Origin of the sequence: Variovorax sp. HJSM1_2 (genome assembly GCF_049316285.1) — a bacterium.
Taxonomy (GTDB): Bacteria; Pseudomonadota; Gammaproteobacteria; order Burkholderiales; family Burkholderiaceae_C; genus Rhodoferax_B.
Genome location: NZ_JBMOXA010000021.1, coordinates 43,919 through 61,486, shown reverse-complemented (window position 1 = coordinate 61,486; position 17,568 = coordinate 43,919). Strand labels below are relative to the sequence as shown.

General features: G+C 62.4%; 18 protein-coding genes and 1 tRNA gene. 5 read left to right on the top strand and 14 right to left on the bottom strand.

From position 1 onward, the window contains the following. The first annotated feature begins 31 nt into the window (after positions 1-31). A complete protein-coding gene (locus ACFQ95_RS19675) occupies positions 32-949 on the top strand; it encodes an alpha/beta fold hydrolase (RefSeq protein ID WP_422833715.1) in 918 nt (305 codons plus the stop codon). Between the two features lie 85 nt (positions 950-1,034). Here ACFQ95_RS19675 and ACFQ95_RS19670 read toward each other — a convergent pair whose 3' ends face one another. Both ACFQ95_RS19670 and ACFQ95_RS19665 read right to left on the bottom strand, forming a co-directional pair. Further along, a complete protein-coding gene (locus ACFQ95_RS19670) occupies positions 1,035-1,535 on the bottom strand; it encodes a GFA family protein (protein ID WP_422833678.1) in 501 nt (166 codons plus the stop codon). Further along, a complete protein-coding gene (locus tag ACFQ95_RS19665; RefSeq protein ID WP_422833676.1) occupies positions 1,532-2,023 on the bottom strand; it encodes a BON domain-containing protein in 492 nt (163 codons plus the stop codon). Before ACFQ95_RS19665 ends, ACFQ95_RS19670 begins: the two co-directional genes overlap by 4 nt. 228 nt (positions 2,024-2,251) lie before the next feature. Here ACFQ95_RS19665 and ACFQ95_RS19660 point away from each other — a divergent pair, with 228 nt between their 5' ends. Then, positions 2,252-3,727, top strand: coding sequence for an aldehyde dehydrogenase (NADP(+)) (locus ACFQ95_RS19660; protein WP_422833674.1), 1,476 nt, complete (start codon positions 2,252-2,254; stop codon positions 3,725-3,727). A gap of 67 nt (positions 3,728-3,794) precedes the next feature. Next, a complete protein-coding gene (locus ACFQ95_RS19655; protein ID WP_422833673.1) occupies positions 3,795-4,445 on the top strand; it encodes a DNA-3-methyladenine glycosylase I in 651 nt (216 codons plus the stop codon). Here ACFQ95_RS19655 and ACFQ95_RS19650 read toward each other — a convergent pair. After that, on the bottom strand, positions 4,440-5,378 hold the full coding sequence (locus tag ACFQ95_RS19650) for a LysR substrate-binding domain-containing protein (RefSeq protein ID WP_422833671.1): 939 nt from the start codon (positions 5,376-5,378) through the stop codon (positions 4,440-4,442). The two genes, ACFQ95_RS19655 and ACFQ95_RS19650, sit on opposite strands and share 6 nt — an antisense overlap. A gap of 135 nt (positions 5,379-5,513) precedes the next feature. Between ACFQ95_RS19650 and ACFQ95_RS19645 the strand changes: the two genes are divergently transcribed. Continuing rightward, positions 5,514-5,786, top strand: a complete 273-nt coding sequence (locus tag ACFQ95_RS19645) for a DUF2798 domain-containing protein (protein ID WP_422833669.1) — start codon at positions 5,514-5,516, stop codon at positions 5,784-5,786. A 32-nt stretch (positions 5,787-5,818) separates the two neighbouring features. Here ACFQ95_RS19645 and ACFQ95_RS19640 read toward each other — a convergent pair whose 3' ends face one another. The 10 genes from ACFQ95_RS19640 to ACFQ95_RS19595 form a co-directional block, all read right to left on the bottom strand. After that, positions 5,819-6,271, bottom strand: coding sequence for a DUF441 domain-containing protein (locus tag ACFQ95_RS19640; protein WP_422833667.1), 453 nt, complete (start codon positions 6,269-6,271; stop codon positions 5,819-5,821). A 65-nt stretch (positions 6,272-6,336) separates the two neighbouring features. Next, a tRNA-Ser gene (locus ACFQ95_RS19635) sits at positions 6,337-6,424 on the bottom strand. A 32-nt stretch (positions 6,425-6,456) separates the two neighbouring features. After that, complete coding sequence (gene serS / locus ACFQ95_RS19630; RefSeq protein WP_422833666.1) at positions 6,457-7,779, bottom strand: serine--tRNA ligase; 1,323 nt, start codon at positions 7,777-7,779, stop codon at positions 6,457-6,459. 49 nt (positions 7,780-7,828) lie between these two features. After that, positions 7,829-8,767 carry a threonine/serine dehydratase gene (locus tag ACFQ95_RS19625; protein ID WP_422833664.1) on the bottom strand — a complete coding sequence of 313 codons (939 nt, stop codon included), beginning with the start codon at positions 8,765-8,767 and terminating at the stop codon, positions 7,829-7,831. 150 nt (positions 8,768-8,917) lie between these two features. Further along, positions 8,918-10,339, bottom strand: a complete 1,422-nt coding sequence (dnaB, locus tag ACFQ95_RS19620; protein ID WP_422833662.1) for a replicative DNA helicase — start codon at positions 10,337-10,339, stop codon at positions 8,918-8,920. A 196-nt stretch (positions 10,340-10,535) separates the two neighbouring features. Further along, positions 10,536-10,988 (bottom strand): 50S ribosomal protein L9, encoded by a 453-nt coding sequence (gene rplI, locus ACFQ95_RS19615; RefSeq protein ID WP_422833661.1) that lies wholly within the window; start codon positions 10,986-10,988, stop codon positions 10,536-10,538. Between the two features lie 12 nt (positions 10,989-11,000). Continuing rightward, positions 11,001-11,285 (bottom strand): 30S ribosomal protein S18, encoded by a 285-nt coding sequence (gene rpsR, locus ACFQ95_RS19610; RefSeq protein WP_076201760.1) that lies wholly within the window; start codon positions 11,283-11,285, stop codon positions 11,001-11,003. 9 nt (positions 11,286-11,294) lie between these two features. Next, positions 11,295-11,582: a primosomal replication protein N gene (gene priB, locus ACFQ95_RS19605; protein ID WP_422833659.1), complete on the bottom strand. Its 288-nt coding sequence runs from the start codon at positions 11,580-11,582 to the stop codon at positions 11,295-11,297. A 28-nt stretch (positions 11,583-11,610) separates the two neighbouring features. Further along, a complete protein-coding gene (rpsF, locus tag ACFQ95_RS19600; RefSeq protein ID WP_422833657.1) occupies positions 11,611-11,979 on the bottom strand; it encodes a 30S ribosomal protein S6 in 369 nt (122 codons plus the stop codon). Between the two features lie 89 nt (positions 11,980-12,068). After that, positions 12,069-14,363 carry a VC_2705 family sodium/solute symporter gene (locus ACFQ95_RS19595; RefSeq protein ID WP_422833656.1) on the bottom strand — a complete coding sequence of 765 codons (2,295 nt, stop codon included), beginning with the start codon at positions 14,361-14,363 and terminating at the stop codon, positions 12,069-12,071. 206 nt (positions 14,364-14,569) lie between these two features. On the opposite strand from ACFQ95_RS19595, the gene ACFQ95_RS19590 reads away from it, so the two are divergent. Next, complete coding sequence (locus ACFQ95_RS19590) at positions 14,570-15,064, top strand: hypothetical protein (RefSeq protein ID WP_422833655.1); 495 nt, start codon at positions 14,570-14,572, stop codon at positions 15,062-15,064. 99 nt (positions 15,065-15,163) lie between these two features. Here ACFQ95_RS19590 and ppsA read toward each other — a convergent pair whose 3' ends face one another. Further along, on the bottom strand, positions 15,164-17,557 hold the full coding sequence (ppsA, locus tag ACFQ95_RS19585; RefSeq protein WP_422833653.1) for a phosphoenolpyruvate synthase: 2,394 nt from the start codon (positions 17,555-17,557) through the stop codon (positions 15,164-15,166). Positions 17,558-17,568 lie beyond the last annotated feature (11 nt).

The window sequence follows — 17,568 nt, the reverse complement described above, 5'->3', positions numbered from 1 at the left end:
CATGATGATGATTACACGTACCAAAAGCAGCATGAGGCAGGTATTGGCTGCAGCCGTGCTGGCCGCCACCAGCTTGCTTGTCAGCACAGCCGCGCAGGCCCAACCCAAACCCTTCCCCGCCGCGTTCAAGCAGCAGACCATGCAGGCCAATGGCGCAGCACTGCATGTGCGTGTCGGGGGCACGGGCCCTGCCGTGGTGCTGATCCACGGCTTTGGCGACACCGGCGACATGTGGCAGCCCTTGGCCGCCGAACTCGCCAAAAAACACCGCGTGGTGGTGCCCGACCTGCGCGGCATGGGCCTATCGTCCAAACCCGCAGCCGGCTATGAGAAGAAGAACCAGGCGGCCGACATCCGTGCCGTGCTCGACCAGTTGGGCATAGACCAGGCCGACATCGTGGGCCATGACATCGGCACCATGGTGGCCTACGCCTATGCCGCCTCTTACCCCGCCAAGACCACGCGGCTGGTGGTGATGGACGCGCCCGTGCCCGGCATCCCTCCGTGGGACCAGATCGTGCGCCTGGCGCCGCTATGGCATTTCGACTTTGGCGGCAAAGACGCGCTGCGCCTGGTCAAGGGCCGCGAACGCATTTATCTCGACCGTTTCTGGAACGACTTTGCCGCCAACCCCGGCAAGATGGACGAAGGCATGCGCAGACACTACGCCAAGCTGTACGCCCGCCCCGGCGCAATGGAAGCCTCCTTCAAGCAGTTCAACAGCATCCGCCAGGACGCCGTGGACAACCTCGAACTGATGAAGAACAAGCTGCCCATGCCGGTGCTCGCCATAGGCGGCGAAAAGTCCTTTGGCGCCAACGAAGCCATCGTGATGCGCAACGCCGCCAGCAACGTGACCGAACTGGTGGTGCCGAATGCCGGCCACTGGCTGATGGAAGAAGCCACAGCGACCACCACGCAGGCGGTGAAGGATTTCCTGGCGAAGTGAGGTGAAAGCCGGGGCCTGCGCCGGGACCTGGTGCAGGGGCCTGCAGTTGGCGGGCTTTGCGCCAAGCTCGCGGCGCTTGACTGGCTTAATCGGCTTGTGTGGCTTGTTCAGCTTTCAGCGCCGCGCGCCGCGCCAGGCTTTCGGCTGGCCATAACGCCGAGGCCTTGTAGTACTCCTCAAACACCGGTTTGCCGTCCGCCAGCGTGACCCAGGCTTGTTTGCTGGCGGTGAAGATGTGTACGTCGGGTGGCAGTCGATCGGGCTCGTCCAGCGTGCCCACACGCACAAAACAAACACTCTCGCCCGAGCCCGCATAGTGGCTCCACAGCGCCACACGGCAACGCGGGCAGCGCGCAATCTTCTGCCCTTTGCCGCTGGCGGAAGGTGTGAGCAGCATCTCCACCTGGCCCTGTTGCAGTTCAAAACGCTTGGCCTCAATCATGGCGTTCAGCGCAAACGCCGCACCAGATTCACGCTGGCACCAGCGGCAATGGCAGCAATGCACAAACAGTGGCGCAGACGTCATGCGGTAACACACCTCGCCGCAGGTGCAGCGTCCAGGGAAGACAGCGCTATCGGTGGTCATGGGCTTGTTCCTGGCTTGGCGGGCCAGACCTTGAGTTCGTTGATCACGGCTTCAACATCATCGATGTTGCGCACCAGTTGTTCAATGGCTTGGGCCTCATCGGCACTGCGCACGCAGCCGGTGAGCCAGACCCAGCGGCGCTGCCCCTCGGCCCAGACACTGGTCTGGGCAAAACGGCCGTCCATGGTGATGGCTTTTTGCACACGCGGAATGATTTCGGCGTCGTAAAGATAGGCGTTGGGCAGGCGGCAGCGTCCCATGCGGTAGCAGGTGGTGCCGCGCTCCACCCGGCCATGTTCCTGGGCACGTTTCTCGGCCTCGGTGATCATGGGGCCGGGCGAGACGGGGCAATCGGCAAGGCCATTGGTGGCCTGCACAAACGGGTCGTTGAGCAGGTTGCCTTTGAGCTCTGTGGTGGTCTGTGCGGCGCATTGACCCACACCGGCAAGCCCCACCAGCAGCCACAGACCGAGTTTGGTGCTTGGCATAACGCTCCTCTCTGGTTCTTAGACCCGGCACATCCAAGCTTTTTTAACACCAAGTGGCGAGCTTGCCTATGGGCAGCGCCGGCGGTTACGGCAGCATTGGGGACTTTTGCGCCACAACGGATGGCGCGCCGCTAAACCGGCCAAAATCCACACAAAATCTGCACCCATGCTGGCGCTGCCGGCCCTGGCGTTTTTCCTCACCCTTTTTTCATCTCTTTAGGACATCTCATGCTGCAATCCATAGAAGCGCGCACCGGCAACGCCATAGGCGCGGGCTGGCCGGAGTCAACACTCGCCCACATCGACGCTGCCGTGGCGGCCGCCGCCGCTGTGGCCGACGAATTTGCCGCCACTTCGGCGGCCGTGCGTGGCGACCTGCTGAAGGCGCTGGCGGCCGCATTGGAAGCCGATCGCGAAAACCTCGTTGCATTGGCCGACCGCGAGACCGGCCTGGGCTTGCCACGGCTGAACGGCGAACTTGATCGCACCATTTTCCAGCTCAAGGGCTTTGCCGACGTGTTGGCGGCCGGCACCATCCATGCGGTGGTGGACGACGCAGCCATTGCCGGAACACCGCCGGTGGGCCGGCCACACCTCACGCGCACACGTGTGCCGGTCGGCCCGGTCGCCATGTTCTCGGCGAGCAACTTTCCATTCGCGTTTTCGGTGCTCGGCGGCGACACGGCTGCGGCGCTGACGGCCGGTTGCCCTGTGGTGGTCAAGGGCCATCCCGCGCATCCGGCGCTGTCGCGTGCCACGGCGGCACTGGCGCATGCGGTGGTCGCCGCCCAAGGTTTGGCAGCTGGCGTGTTCCAGTTCGTCGAGGGCGGATCGATCGAAGTCGGCGTGGCGCTGGTGAACGCACCGGCCGTGGCGGCCGTGGCCTTTACCGGATCGTTCAAGGGCGGCACGGCACTCGCCAAGGTGGCGGCCGATCGACCACGGCCGATTCCGTTTTATGGCGAACTCGGCTCCATCAATCCGCTGCTGGTACTGCCTGCAGCGCTGGAAAAAAACAGCGCCGAGCTGGCCGCCACGCTGGCGGGCTCGATTTGCCTGGGTGCCGGCCAGTTCTGCACCAGCCCGGGCGTGATTGTGGTGCCCGGCGGTGCGGCGGGTGATGCCTTCGTGCAAAGTTTGGCGTCGGCGCTGCAAGCGCTGCAGCCACACGCGATGCTGTCGGCCGGCATTCGCGCCACCTTTGACAAGGGTGTGGCACGCTGGCGCGCCTCCAGTGTGCTCAAGCCGCTGGTGCAGGATGTGCCCGCGGCCGACAGCCTGGCCCCACGTCCCTATCTGGCAGAAGTCAGCGCCAGCGCATTCATCGCGCACCACGAACTGCAGGAAGAGGTGTTCGGCTCTGCGGCTCTGGTGGTGCGTACCACTTCGACCGACGAAGCCGTGCAGCTGCTGCACACCGTGGGTGGCTCGCTGACGGTCACGCTTTGGGGCGCGGACGCCGACACACCGGACAACCGCCGCCTGGTGCGCGCCGCCGCGCAGATTTCTGGCCGGGTGTTGTTCAACGGCGTGCCGACCGGCGTGGCCGTCGCCGCGGCCCAGCAGCACGGTGGCCCCTACCCGGCGTCCACCCAGCCATTCAGCACCTCGGTGGGTTATGCCGCGGTCGACCGCTTCCTGCGCCCGGTGGCGCTGCAGGACGCGCCAACCTGGGTCACCGAGCGCAAGGGCCAACCCTGCTGATCGCTGCGGCAGAACTTCCGGGCCGGCTGCGGCCCGAAGACACATCTTTCCGTCTTCAAGGGTGCGCATGAGCTCCTCGACAATATCTTCCACCGAGCGCGGACCAGGCCCAGCGCAAGAGAAGCCGGCGCTGGGCGCCATCCGCGGTGAGGATGGCCTGGCCCGCCCACCCTGGGCCGCCGTGAGCCCGCTGCTGCAGTCTTATTACGACACGGAATGGGGCCTGCCGGTACGAGATGAACGCGGACTGTTTGAACGCATCAGCCTGGAAGCGTTTCAGTCCGGCTTGTCCTGGGCGATTATTTTGCGCAAGCGCGAAGGCTTCCGAGCCGCATTTCAGCACTTTGAGCCCGACGAGGTCGCGGCGTTTTCAGACGCTGAGGTTGAAAAGCTCATGGCCGATACGGAAATCGTGCGCAACCGCGCCAAGATCCTCGCCACCATACACAACGCCAAAGCCACCATCGCCTTGCGCCAGGATGAAGGACTGGTGGACTTTGTCTGGTCCTTCAAACCCGACGTGACGCCCAGGCCGCAGACCATAGCCGACATTCCCACGTCGTCGCCAGAGTCCGTCGCCTTGAGCAAGGCCTTGCAGAAGCGCGGCTTCAAGTTCGTCGGGCCGACCACCATGTACGCCTTGATGGAAGCCATAGGCATGGTGGACACCCACTTGATGGACAGCCACCGCAGAGGGTCTTCGGGCGTCTGGTCATAAAGGCACGCGCAGCAGCGGATGCTCGCGCAGGGCGGCATCGATGAAATCCAAAAACACCCGCACAGAGCCCGGCAAGTGTCTGCGGTCGCGGAAGCAGACAAAATACTCCATGGGCTCAGGGTCGGCCCGGGTCTCGGCAGGCCCGGCGGACGGCAGAAACAAGGGCTCCAGCTTGCCAGCGGCAATCAAGGGGTTCGCAATAAAGCTGCCCAACCGCGTCACACCTGCGCCGGCCACCGCCAGGGCGGTCAAGGTATCAATGTCATTACACACTGCGGCCGTCTGAATGGTCGGCGCGAAGCGGATGCCGTTGCGCAGAAACGGCCACTGCATGATGCGCCCGTCCAGCGGCATACGAAACGCCAGGCAGGCATGGTGGGCCAGATCTTCCGGGCTGGTCGGCCGGCCATGCTGCCGCAGATAGGCCGGGGCCGCGCAAAACACCATGGGCGCCGTGGCGATGCGCCGCGCGATCAGACCGGGCTCCAGCACATGGCGGAAACGAATACCGACGTCGACATCTTCCCTCAGATGGTCCACATTCCGATCCACCATCAGCATCTCCAGATGCACCTGCGGATAACGCGCCATGAAGCTCGGCATCAGCGGCGCCACCACATGCCGGCCAAAAGCCACCGAACAGGACAGCTTGAGCCGGCCCTGCACCGCGTCCTGCAACGCTGACAGTTCGGAATGTGCTTGGGCCAGGCCGTCGAGCAGCGGGCTGACCTGGGCGAAGTAGACCTCGCCAGCCGCCGTCAACGCCTGCGAGCGGGTGGTGCGGCTCAGCAGCCGTGTGCCAAGTTCTTTCTCCAGCCTGGCCAGATTCTGACTCGCGGCTGCAGCGCTAATGCCCAACTGCCGTGCCGCAGCGGCAATGCTGCCACCCTCTACGGTGCGCACAAAGGTCTCTATGCCACGCAGGTTGGACATGGCTGAGATTAGGAATGAGCTACCTGATTCATAAGCCAAGCTTAGCAGTGAAAGTGCTTGCGCCGGGCTAGTGCACAAACGCCGCGGCTTTTACAGTGGCAGCCATCAGATCTAATCCGCGCCCCAAACAAGCCAATGTCTCAGCCATCCCCACTCGCCGCCGCCGCACGTCCGGCTTTCTGGAAGATCCCGAAACGCTTCGCGCCGCTTGTCTTTGCCTTCTACATGGCCGGCATCATGGCTTTTCTGATGTGTGCGGTCATCGTGGCCGCCGGCTCAGGTGTGGCCAACGGCTATTTCTGGCGCGTGCTCACCGCCTATGCACTGGCCATGCCGGTGGCTTTTGTGTGTGTACTGTTTGTGCGCCCCCTGGTGGTGAGGCTGACGGCCGCCAGTCTGCGGGCTTAGAACCCTGGTGCAAGCGCGCGGTGCGCTGGCTGTCAGGACTTTCCTATCAGCAGCGAAAACAGCCCCGCAGCAATCAGCGGCCCCACCGGTACACCGCGGAAGAACGCCACACCAAGCACCGTGCCCACCATCAGCCCGGCCACCACGCCGGGCTGCGCGCCCATCAAGGAAACACCCCGCCCGCCCAGCCACGCCACAAAGACCCCGACCGCAATGGCAGCGGCCGATTTCCAATGGGTGAATGATTTCAGGAGGTCCATGGGCGCGATCTGGCCATTGGCGATGGGCACCATCACCGCGACCATGAGCAGCGCAATGCTGAGATTGAGGCCGTGTTTTTGCACCCATGGAAAATACGCCGCGAGTGGCGTCACGCGGATGACGATCAACACCAGCATGGCAGCCGCCACGGTGTAGTTGCGGGCAAAGATGCTGAGGCCGGCGATGGCCAGCAAGACCAGCACGGTAGGGTCGAAAAAGGGCATGAGAAGAATCGTCGCGTAAAAGCAAAAGCCCTTGATTCCAGAAGGAATCAAGGGCTTGCTGTTCTTGGCGGAGAGGGTGGGATTCGAACCCACGGTACCTTGCGGTACGCCTGATTTCGAGTCAGGTACATTCGACCACTCTGCCACCTCTCCTAGGTGTCGAAGCCTACGATTCTAGCAGGAAATTAGGCTTTCAAAACCGCTAGGCCGCCCATATAGGGGCGCAACGCTTCTGGCACGGTCACCGAGCCGTCTTCGTTTTGATAGTTTTCCAGCACCGCCACAAGTGTGCGGCCCACCGCCAGGCCGGAACCGTTCAAGGTGTGCAGCAACTCATTCTTGCCTTGCGCGTTCTTGAAACGGGCTTGCATGCGGCGCGCCTGGAAGGCTTCGCAGTTGGAGATGGAGCTGATTTCGCGGTAGGTGTTTTGTGCGGGCACCCAGACTTCCAGGTCGTAGGTTTTCGCCGCCCCAAAGCCCATGTCGCCGGTGCACAGCGACAACACGCGGTAAGGCAAGCCGAGCTTTTGCAGCACGGTTTCGGCGTGGCCGGTCATGGCCTCCAGGGCTTCATAGCTTTTCTCGGGATGGACGATTTGCACCATCTCCACCTTGTCGAACTGGTGTTGGCGGATTAGGCCACGCGTATCGCGCCCGGCGCTGCCGGCTTCGGAGCGGAAGCATGGCGTGTGTGCGGTGAGGCGAATCGGCAAATCTGCCTCAGGCACCACGGTGTCGCGCACGAAGTTGGTCAGCGGCACTTCGCTGGTAGGGATGAGGTAGAGCGCGGTGCTGTCGGGCACGGGCTCGCTGTCCTGGCCGCCTTTTTTGGCGGCAAACAGGTCGCCTTCAAACTTCGGCAACTGGCCGGTGCCGCTGAGTGAATCGGCGTTGACGACGTAGGGCACGTAGCACTCGGTGTAGCCATGTTCATTGGTCTGCAGGTCCAACATGAACTGCGCCAGCGCGCGGTGCATGCGGGCGATGGGGCCCTTCATCACGGTGAAGCGCGAGCCCGACAACTTGGCGCCCATTTCAAAGTCCAGGCCCAGGGGTGAGCCCAGGTCAACATGGTCTTTGACGGCGAAGGTTTGGCTGCCGGGCGCACGCTCGCTGGGGTTCCACTTGCGCACTTCGACGTTGCCGGATTCATCGGCGCCCACGGGCACACTCTCGTGCGGCAGGTTGGGCACGGCCACCAGCAAGGCCAGCAACTCGGTTTGGATCTGGTCCAGACGTGCGGCCGAGGTGTCCAGCTCGGTCTTGAGTCCGCCGACCTCGGCCATGATGGCGTCGGTGCTTTCACCTTTGGCCTTGAGCTGGCCAATCTGCTTGGAAAGGCTGTTGCGGCGCGCCTGCAGTTCTTCAGTGCGCGTCTGAATGGTTTTGCGCTCGGACTCCAGCGCGCGGAAGCTGTCCACGTTGAGGAAAGCCTGCGGTTGCTTGCGGGTTTCCAGTCGTTGGATGACGGAGTCGAGGTCTTTGCGAAGAAGGGTGATGTCTAGCATGACGGCATTTTAGGTGGCCGCCCGAGCAGGCGCCCACCAGCTTGGAGATTTAGAGGATGCTGGAGGGATCGACGTTGGCGCCGCAGATCACCAGGCACACATGTTCGTCGGGTTGGGGCTGGTAGGCACCGGTCTGCAATGCCGCCAGACCGAGTGCGGCCGCAGGCTCCACGGCCAGCTTCAGTTCCTTCCACAGCCACTGCTGGGCACGGCGAATCGCTTCGTCTTCCAGCAGCAAGGCATCACGCACAAACTGCTGTGTGACGGGCCACGACAGCGAGCCAATACGCTTGGCACCCAACGAGTCTGCCGCGATGCCCGACACCGCCACGTCCACCGGTTCGCCGGCTTCGCGGGCGCGGAACAGCGTGGGCGCGTTGACCGGCTCCAAGGCCACAACGCGGCTGCGCTGTTCAAACCAGGCCGCAATGCCACCGATCAAACCACCACCGCCGACGCTCACCAGCACGCTGTCCGGCAAGCCGCCCTGCTCTTCAATCTCGGCCGCCAGGCTGCCGGCACCGGCCAACACTTCGGGCTGGTCGTAGGCATGTGTCAACAACGCGCCGGTGGCTGCCTGGCGCGCCAGGCAGGCCTCCAGCGCTTCAGCGTAGGCGTTGCCAACCACCACCACTTCGGCCCCGAGATCGCGCAGGCGTGCACGTTTGGCTTCGGGCGACACACCAGGCAAAAACACTTCGCAGCGCACACCCAGCGCCTTGGCCGCCGCCGCCGTCGCAATGCCGGCGTTGCCACCGGACGCCACAATCACACCGCTGGCCGGAATCGGCTGGGCCAACAAGCGGTTCAACATGCCACGCGCCTTGAAGCTCCCGCCAACCTGCAGGTGCTCGAGCTTGAGCCAGACCTCTGCACACGCAACACCCAAGGCTGCACCCGGCAACTTCAGCAACGGTGTTTTACGCAGAAAACTGCCGTAGTGCTTTTCCAGCCTGCGCAAGGCGCTATCAATTTCTTTTTTATTCATGAGCGTTATTTCAGTAAGAAACGCAGACAAAACGGAGCTCCTGCCTTAACCATGGGATGTCGCGGAACTGGCTTCGCCAGGCCGCAGACATCGCCCCCTGCAAGGGGGTTGGCGCAGCGACACGCAGTGCGCGAAGACTGGGGGTGAGCCTCAGTCCCCGCCAGAGTCCCAGCCAGGCGCCAGGCTCTCAAACTTGGTGATATTGCGCAAGAACGCCAGTTTGACGGTGCCCACAGGCCCGTTACGGTGCTTGGCGATGATGACCTCGGCCACGCCCGGCTCTTTACACGCGTCCTTGGTGTAGTACTCGTCGCGGTAGATGAACATGATGATGTCCGCATCCTGCTCAATGGCGCCGGATTCACGCAAGTCACTCATCATCGGACGCTTGTCGGGGCGCTGCTCCACCGAGCGGTTGAGCTGCGACAAGGCGATCACCGGGCATTGCAGTTCGCGGGCCAGCATCTTCAAGCCGCGCGAGATTTCGCCCAGCTCGGTGGCACGGTTGTCGCCACCGCCGCTGGAGCTGGAGCCGCTCATCAGCTGCAGGTAGTCGACCACGATCAGGCCAAGCTTGCCACACTGGCGCGCCAGCCGCCGCGAGTTGGCACGCAGCTCGCTCGGTGACAGGCCGGGCGTTTCGTCGATGTGCAGCGAGATGGTGCGCAGCCGCTCGATGGCGTCGCTCAGGCGCGGCCATTCCTCGTCGGTCAACTTGCCGGTACGCAAATGCCCCTGGTCGATGCGGCCAATCGAGCCGACGATACGCACAGCCAGCTGAGCGGCGCCCATTTCCATCGAGAAGATGGCGACCGGCAGGCCTTCGTTCAGCGCCACGTGTTCGGCGATGTTCACGGCAAACGCCGTCTTACCCATGGACGGACGCGCGGCCAGCACAATCATGTCGCCCGGCTGCAGGCCAGAGGTCATGCGGTCCAGGTCATGGAAACCCGTGGCCACACCGGTCACGTCGCCAGCGCTGTCGGCCATCTCCTGCACGCGGTCGAGCAGGTCCACCACTAGGGTGTCCATGGACTGGAAACCCTGTTTGTTGCGTGCACCTTCTTCGCCGATATTGAAGATCTTCTGCTGGGCCTCGTCGAGGATCTTCTCCACCGGCCGGCCTTCGGTATTCAGCGCATTGGTGGCGATCTCGTCGCTGGCCGTGACCAGCTTGCGCAGGATGCCGCGCTCGCGCACGATCTCGGCGTAACGGCGGATGTTGCTGGCGCTGGGCACATACTGCGCCAACGAATTCAGGTAGGCCAGTCCGCCAACCTCTTCGGCCTTGCCCGTGCTTTGCAAACGCTCGAACACCGTGATCACGTCAGCCGGTTTGCTGGCGTTGATCAACTCGCGGATGGCCGCAAAAATCAGCCGGTGCTCAAAACGGTAGAAGTCCGTATCCTTGAGCAGGTCGCCCACACGGTCCCAGGCGTTGTTGTCGAGCAGCAAACCGCCCACGACGCTGGACTCAGCTTCAACCGAATGAGGGGGAATGCGCAGTTGCGCGATTTCAGGATCTTGCCCGTAGGCTCCGGGCTCGTCCAAATCAGGGAAAACGGCAGACATTGAAGGTTCCAGGGGGAAAACGTGATGCTACGCCGCCACAGATGTCGCGTCGAGGGATAAGCCTGGGGATAACCACCGCAGGAGCTGTGCATAAGCGACATGAAAGCTGTGCATAAGCCTTGCATAACATGTCGTCGCACCATGAAAAAAGCCGCCAGGGCTAGACACCCAGGCGGCTTTCACGAGAAACGGCTGATTAAGCGGTTTCGCCGTAGACGGACAGGTTGATTTCAACCACGACGTCGGTGTGCAGACCCACGGCAATGGTGGAGTCGCCAACCATCTTCACCGGGCCGTTAGGCAGGCGAATTTGCGACTTGGCCACAGCGTAGCCCAGCTTGTTCAGTTCTTCAGCAACGTCGCCATTGGTGACCGAGCCAAACAGACGGCCGTCAACACCAGCCTTTTGCGTCAGCTTGACGGTCGTGCCGGCCAGCTTTTCGCCTTGGGCTTGTGCTTCGGCCAGCTTTGCAGCAGCAGCCTTTTCGAGTTCGGCGCGCTTGGCTTCGAACTCAGCCTTGGCGGCTTCGGTGGCACGGCGTGCACGGCCGCTAGGGATCAGGAAGTTACGGGCGTAGCCGTCTTTGACCTTGACGATTTCGCCGAGGTTGCCAAGGTTCACAACCTTGTCGAGCAGAATGATTTGCATGGTTGTGGCTCCTTAGACGCGGTGCTGGTCGCTGTATGGCAGCATGGCGAGGAAACGCGCACGCTTGATAGCGGTGTTGAGTTGGCGCTGGAAGATCGCGCGCGTGCCGGTCAGGCGTGCGGGGATGATCTTGCCGTTTTCGGCGATGAAGTCACGCAGTGTGTCGATGTCTTTGTAGTCGATTTGTTCAACACCGGTCACGGTGAAGCGGCAAAAGCGCTTGCGCTTGAACAGCAGCGACTGGGTGTTGCGCTTTGGGCGCTTGTCTTTGTTATTGAAACGTTTTGGTCCGGCCATGATGGACTCCTAATCTTGTTGAAACTCTTGAATATGAAATACGACGTTCTTGCCCATTCGCGGTGTGGCCAGAAAGCCGGCGAATCGCCAGCGACTGCCCAACGGTTGCTGCTGAAGTCTCTCGGCCATTGCGCCTAGCGCGTTGGCCTTGACCACTGCCTTGACCTGCCGGGTCTGCCCTGCGTGCTCCAACATGGATTCATGCTCTAACACGAGATCCAGCATGGGAATGCCGGCGGGGGTGTATCGAAGGGCCTTGGCCTCGGCGATACAGGCGGTCAATTCAACGTGGTTCACTCCAGAACGGTCAAACCGTCGCGATTACTTAGTGGGCAGCGTATTCAGCCTGCTGGGTCTTGCGGGCTTCTTCACGCTCAACCGTCTTCATCATGGACGATGGGCCGGTTTCAGCCTTCTTCGTTTGCACGGTCAGGTGGCGCAGCACGGCGTCGTTGAACTTGAACGCGTGTTCCAGTTCAGCCATCACGGCCTGGTCGGCTTCGATGTTGACGCACAGGTAGTGGGCCTTGGCCAGCTTGTTGATTTGGTACACCAGTTGACGGCGGCCCCAATCTTCTACGCGGTGGATCTTGCCGTTGCCAGCCGTGATCATGCCCTTGTAGCGCTCCAGCATGGCTGGAACCTGTTCGCTTTGATCCGGGTGGATCATCAAAATGATTTCGTAATGACGCATATGCACTCCTTGAGGTTGTAGCCACCCACTGCGTCCGTAGTAGTGTGGCAAGGCAAAGCCGATGATTATAGCCCAGCACCCGGGAATGTTCAAATTGCGGCGCTTCGAGGCGCTGTTTCGGGCGGTGTGAACAGGCTGACCGCCACCACGGCCACGGTTCCGGCCAGGGCGCCAAAGACCCCAGCCGAGACCGGGTAGATGCCAAACCACAGGCCGGAGCCCGTCAAACCCAGGAAAGAACGCACTGCCGCCGCGTTGGCGAGCATGTAGCCCACCGTGATGCCCAGCCCCACCAGCATGCCCGCCACCGCGCCGCTACGTGTGGCGCGTGGCCAGAAGATGCCCAGCACCATGGCCGGGAAAAAAGCCGCGGTCGCCAGCGAAAACGAGGCTGTGACCAGCATCAGGATGTCCGCCGGTTTTTGCGCCGCCACATAGGCCGCCGCCAGGGCCAGCAACATCAGCGCGAATTTCGACAGCATCACCCGCGCCATCGCACCCACACGGTCTTTTTTGCCTTTGAAGTACAAGTCGTAGGCCAGGGCATTGCCCATGGTCAAAAGCAATCCGTCAGCGGTCGACAGCGCCGCCGCCAGCCCGCCCGCCGCCACCAGCCCGGACACCACATAAGGCAGGCCACCCAGTTCGGGCGTGGCCAGCATGATGATGTCAGCCTCCAGCCTGAGTTCGGCGAATTGCAGGATACGGTCGCCGTTCACGTCGCTGACCGACAGCAAACTCGGGTCGACGCGCGACCATTGCGCGATCCAGCTCGGCAATGCGTCAAAACTCTGCCCAACCAGCTGGCTCAATACTTCGTATTTCACCAGCACCGCCAAAGCCGGCGCTGCCAGATACAGCAGCGCTATAAAAAACAGCGACCACGCCACCGAGGTACGCGCCTCGGCCACCGAAGGTGTGGTGTAAAAGCGTGTGAGCAGGTGCGGCAGGCTGGCCGTGCCCACCATCAAGCAGAACACCAGCGCCAGAAAGTTCAGCCGCGAGTTGCTGAACACCGCCTGCTCTTCGGCGCTGCCCTCCGGATCGCCGGCAAACGCTTGCGCGTGGGGCAACATGCCGGCCATGGGTTTGGCGCGCTCCAGGTTTTCCGCCAGCGCACGCGACCAGACCTCTTGTGCGGTTTCGACATCTCGCGGAAGCGCAGCGAGTTCGCGGTTTGCCGCCAGAATCAGCGCCGGGTCTACACGCTCCAACTTCATGCGGCGCAGCTTGGCCTGCACCGCCGCACGCTCACGCGCCAAGGTACCCGGAACATCTTGCAGCATGGCCCGGTACACCTCGGCTCGGCGGGCAAACTCGCGCCGCACCGACAACTCGGCCGGTGCATTCGCCAGCTCGGTTTCCAGCGCGGCAATTTTGGCCAGTTGCTGCCCATACACCACAGGGGCCAGCGGATTGCCCAGTTGTTTGTAGGCCAGCCATGACACGGGAATCATGAAAGCCAGGATCAGAATCACGTATTGCGCCACCTGCGTCCAGGTGACGGCCCGCATGCCACCCAGAAAAGAGCAGACCAGCACCCCGCCCAAGCCCATCAGGATGCCGATTTCGAACTGCACACCGGTCAGCCGCGAAGCGATCAGCCCCACCCCGTAGATCTGCGCCACCACGTAGGTGAACGAGCACAACACACTGGCCGCCGCCGCAATCCAGCGCGGCCAGCGACCGCCATAACGCACACCAAAAAAATCGGGCAAGGTGTAGAGGTTCATACGCCTGAGATGCGGCGCGATCAATAGGGCCACCAGGCAGAAGCCACCGCTCCAGCCCATGATGTAGGCGACGCCGCCCACCTGCGTGGGTGTGCCCGAAAACCCCTGCAGATAAAGCCCGCCGGCCAGGCTGATGAACGAAGCCGCGCTCATCCAGTCGGCGGCCGTGGCCATGCCGTTGTAGATGGCGGGAATGCGCCGGCCCGCGACGTAATACTCCGCCTCGTTCGAGGTGCGGCAATAAACACCAATGCTGGCGTACATGGCCAGCGTGGCAAACAGAAAGGTGCCGCCTATCCAGTAGCGCGAAAGACCGCGCTGCTCGGCGATCGCCATTGCCAGCAGAAAGATCAGCAAGCCCGCCACATAGAGCAGAAAGTTACGGTGCAAGCGGCGGCGGCCGGCGCGGTCTAGCGTGACGCCGGGCGCCAAACCGCTGGGATTTGTACCGTCGAAACGGCGACGCCAGGCGTAGCTGACGATGATCAGGATGTAGCACAGCACCACGCCTTGGGCGCAAAACCAGTAGTTCAGCGGCCAACCGGCGACGGTGACATTCAAGTCACGCGCAAAGTACACCACGCCAAAGGACAACACACTCCAGATGCCCAGCAGGGCAAAGCGCAAACGAAAAATCTGAGCCGGAAGCATTGCGAGTGGGGAGTCGCTAACGTAGAAAAGAAACCTGACACAGCAAAACGCAGAAAAGCCATTGCACTGCCAGATGTGTGCGTTGCATAAACGAGATCGGCGCCATCCTAGCGCAGCCGTTGGGGCCACGCGACAGGTGTTTTCCCACACGACGCAAGCGCGCAGCAAACATGGGTGCGTAGTAGCATGCCTGCGGAGGCGTTTGCATGACATTCATCAAGACCGAGTTGGGGCAGCGTGTTTTCAAAGAGCGATCCCGCCAGTTGGCCACGCACCAACGGGCCGCTTTTATTTTGTTTGACGGGCATAGATCGGTGCAGGATGTGATTGCCGCCACGGCTGGCATGGGCATGACCATGGACGACATCGCGCACATGCTCGATGAGGGCTTGATTGCCGAGGGCACGCCTGCAACCCAGCCGTCTGCAGCGCCCGCTACCACTGGAACACCAGCCACGCCCCCCCTGCTGGCTGATGGTGACGCCCCCGAAGCCCTGTCGGAACAAGACCGCTACAAACGCGCCTACCCCATCGCCACGGCGCTGGTCGCCAGCCTGGGTTTACGCGGCTTTAAGCTGAACCTGGCGGTAGAAAAAGCCAACGGTTATGCCGACCTCGTGGCCCTGGCGCCGCGCCTGCATGAAGCCTTGGGCGCCAAGCGTTGTGAAGCGCTGGACGCTGCGCTGGGCCTTCGCCCTTAATCACAACTAAGACTGCACACACACCAAAAAAGAAAAACCGGAGCCAGGGCTCCGGTTTTTCTTTTGCATCAGCCCGTTATTTCTAACAGCCTCAAACCATCAGCTACCGGCCAAACGTTTCCAGGTGGCCACCACGCTGTCGGGGTTCAGCGAGATCGAAGAGATGCCTTCGTCGGCCAGCCATTGCGCAAAGTCTGGATGGTCGCTAGGGCCTTGGCCGCAAATGCCCACATACTTGCCTTGTGCCTTGCAGGCGTTGATGGCGCGGCTCAGCAAAGCCTTCACGGCCGGGTCGCGCTCGTCAAAGTCGGCGGCCAGCAGTTCCAGGCCGGAGTCGCGGTCCAAGCCCAGGGTCAACTGGGTCAGGTCGTTAGAGCCGACAGAGAAGCCGTCGAAGTACTGCAGGAACTCATCGGCCAGCACCGCGTTGCTAGGCACCTCGCACATCATGATGACCTTGAGCTCGTTCTCGCCGCGCTTCAGGCCGTGTTGCGCCAACAGCTTGGTGACCTTGTCGGCCTGGCCCAGCGTGCGCACAAACGGCACCATCACCTGCACATTGGTCAGGCCCATGTCTTCACGCACACGCTTGAGCGCAGCGCATTCCATCGCAAACGCTTCGCCAAACTCGGCACTCACGTAGCGCGCAGCACCTCGGAAGCCAAGCATGGGGTTTTCTTCCTCGGGCTCGTAACGCGAGCCACCGATGAGTTTGCGGTACTCGTTCGACTTGAAGTCGGACAAACGCACGATCACCGGCTTGGGCCAGAAGGCCGCGGCGATGGTGGCCACACCTTCGGCCACCTTGTCGACGTAGAACGCACGTGGCGAAGCGTGGCCGCGTGCCACCGACTCCACCGCCTTCTTCAAGTCGTTGTCGATGTTGGGGTAGTCGAGAATCGCCTTCGGGTGCACACCAATATTGTTGTTGATGATGAACTCCAAGCGCGCCAGGCCCACGCCCTGGTTGGGCAACTGGCAGAAGTCGAACGCCAACTGCGGGTTGCCCACGTTCATCATGATCTTGGTGTCGATCTCGGGCATGGTGCCGCGCTGCACTTCGGTCACTTCGGTTTCCAGCAGGCCGTCGTAGATGAAGCCGGTGTCGCCTTCCGAGCAACTCACGGTGACCAGTGTGCCGTTGGTCAAACGTTCGGTCGCATCGCCGCAGCCGACCACGGCCGGAATGCCGAGTTCACGCGCGATGATGGCCGCGTGGCAGGTACGCCCGCCACGGTTGGTGACGATGGCGGCGGCGCGCTTCATCACCGGTTCCCAGTTCGGGTCGGTCATGTCGGTGACCAGAATGTCGCCGGGCTGCACTTCGTCCATCTGGCTGATGCTGTGCACCAGACGCACCGGGCCGGTGCCGATCTTCTGGCCGATGGCGCGGCCTTCGGCCAACACACTGCTCTTGCCCTTGAGCTTGTAGCGCAGCTCGGCCTTGCCCTGCTGCTGGCTCTTCACGGTCTCGGGGCGCGCCTGCAAGATGTAGAGCAGGCCGTCGGTGCCGTCTTTGCCCCACTCGATGTCCATGGCGCGGCCGTAGTGTTCTTCGATCACCAGCGCGTAGTGCGCCAGTTGTTCGACTTCGGTTTCAGACAGCGAATAACGGTTGCGCTGCTCGGTGGGCACGTCGGTGGTCTTGACGAGTTTGCCGCTGGCGGCTTTTTCCGCTGCAGTGGAAAACTCCATCTGTATCATCTTCGAGCCCAGGTTGCGGCGGATCACGGCGCGCTTGCCGGCCTTGAGCATGGGTTTGTGCACGTAGAACTCGTCGGGGTTCACGGCGCCCTGCACCACGGTTTCGCCCAGGCCGTAGCTGGAGGTGATGAACACCACCTGGTCGAAGCCGGATTCGGTGTCCATGGTGAACATCACACCGGCTGCACCCAAGTCCGAGCGCACCATGCGTTGCACACCGGCCGACAAGGCCACCACGTCGTGTGCAAAACCCTTGTGGACGCGGTAGCTGATGGCGCGGTCGTTGTAGAGCGAGGCAAACACCTCTTTCATCTTGTGCAGGATGTCGGCCAGGCCGGTCACGTTCAAGAAGGTTTCTTGCTGGCCGGCGAACGAGGCGTCGGGCAAGTCTTCAGCCGTGGCCGACGAACGCACGGCAAACGAGGCCTCGGCATTGCCCGCGCTCAGCGTGGCAAAGGCCTCGGCAATCGCCTGCTCCAGGTCCTTGGGGAACGGTTGCGACTCGACCATGGCGCGGATTTCGGCGCCAGCCTGGGCCAGCGCGCGCACGTCTTCCACGTCCAGCGAAGCCAGGCGGGCGCTGATCTTGTCGGCCAGGCCGTCGTGCGCCAGGAACTGGCGGAACGCATGCGCCGTGGTGGCAAAGCCGGTAGGCACCCGCACGCCGGTGGGCAGCTGCGAGATCATTTCGCCGAGCGAGGCATTTTTACCGCCTACCGACTCGACGTCGCTCATTCTCAGGTTTTCAAACGGTACGACCAGGGCGGTCGGGCTGAATAGTGCAGACATGGGAAGACTCC

What these genes read in the sequence shown, in the direction of transcription:
- ACFQ95_RS19675 (WP_422833715.1), top strand. Translation starts at nt 32, where the DNA reads ATGAGGCAGGTATTGGCTGCAGCCGTGCTGGCCGCCACCAGCTTGCTT.
- ACFQ95_RS19670 (WP_422833678.1), bottom strand. Translation starts at nt 1,535, where the DNA reads ATGACCACCGATAGCGCTGTCTTCCCTGGACGCTGCACCTGCGGCGAG.
- ACFQ95_RS19665 (WP_422833676.1), bottom strand. Translation starts at nt 2,023, where the DNA reads ATGCCAAGCACCAAACTCGGTCTGTGGCTGCTGGTGGGGCTTGCCGGT.
- ACFQ95_RS19660 (WP_422833674.1), top strand. Translation starts at nt 2,252, where the DNA reads ATGCTGCAATCCATAGAAGCGCGCACCGGCAACGCCATAGGCGCGGGC.
- ACFQ95_RS19655 (WP_422833673.1), top strand. Translation starts at nt 3,795, where the DNA reads ATGAGCTCCTCGACAATATCTTCCACCGAGCGCGGACCAGGCCCAGCG.
- ACFQ95_RS19650 (WP_422833671.1), bottom strand. Translation starts at nt 5,378, where the DNA reads ATGTCCAACCTGCGTGGCATAGAGACCTTTGTGCGCACCGTAGAGGGT.
- ACFQ95_RS19645 (WP_422833669.1), top strand. Translation starts at nt 5,514, where the DNA reads ATGTCTCAGCCATCCCCACTCGCCGCCGCCGCACGTCCGGCTTTCTGG.
- ACFQ95_RS19640 (WP_422833667.1), bottom strand. Translation starts at nt 6,271, where the DNA reads ATGCCCTTTTTCGACCCTACCGTGCTGGTCTTGCTGGCCATCGCCGGC.
- serS (WP_422833666.1), bottom strand. Translation starts at nt 7,779, where the DNA reads ATGCTAGACATCACCCTTCTTCGCAAAGACCTCGACTCCGTCATCCAA.
- ACFQ95_RS19625 (WP_422833664.1), bottom strand. Translation starts at nt 8,767, where the DNA reads ATGAATAAAAAAGAAATTGATAGCGCCTTGCGCAGGCTGGAAAAGCAC.
- dnaB (WP_422833662.1), bottom strand. Translation starts at nt 10,339, where the DNA reads ATGTCTGCCGTTTTCCCTGATTTGGACGAGCCCGGAGCCTACGGGCAA.
- rplI (WP_422833661.1), bottom strand. Translation starts at nt 10,988, where the DNA reads ATGCAAATCATTCTGCTCGACAAGGTTGTGAACCTTGGCAACCTCGGC.
- rpsR (WP_076201760.1), bottom strand. Translation starts at nt 11,285, where the DNA reads ATGGCCGGACCAAAACGTTTCAATAACAAAGACAAGCGCCCAAAGCGC.
- rpsF (WP_422833657.1), bottom strand. Translation starts at nt 11,979, where the DNA reads ATGCGTCATTACGAAATCATTTTGATGATCCACCCGGATCAAAGCGAA.
- ACFQ95_RS19595 (WP_422833656.1), bottom strand. Translation starts at nt 14,363, where the DNA reads ATGCTTCCGGCTCAGATTTTTCGTTTGCGCTTTGCCCTGCTGGGCATC.
- ACFQ95_RS19590 (WP_422833655.1), top strand. Translation starts at nt 14,570, where the DNA reads ATGACATTCATCAAGACCGAGTTGGGGCAGCGTGTTTTCAAAGAGCGA.
- ppsA (WP_422833653.1), bottom strand. Translation starts at nt 17,557, where the DNA reads ATGTCTGCACTATTCAGCCCGACCGCCCTGGTCGTACCGTTTGAAAAC.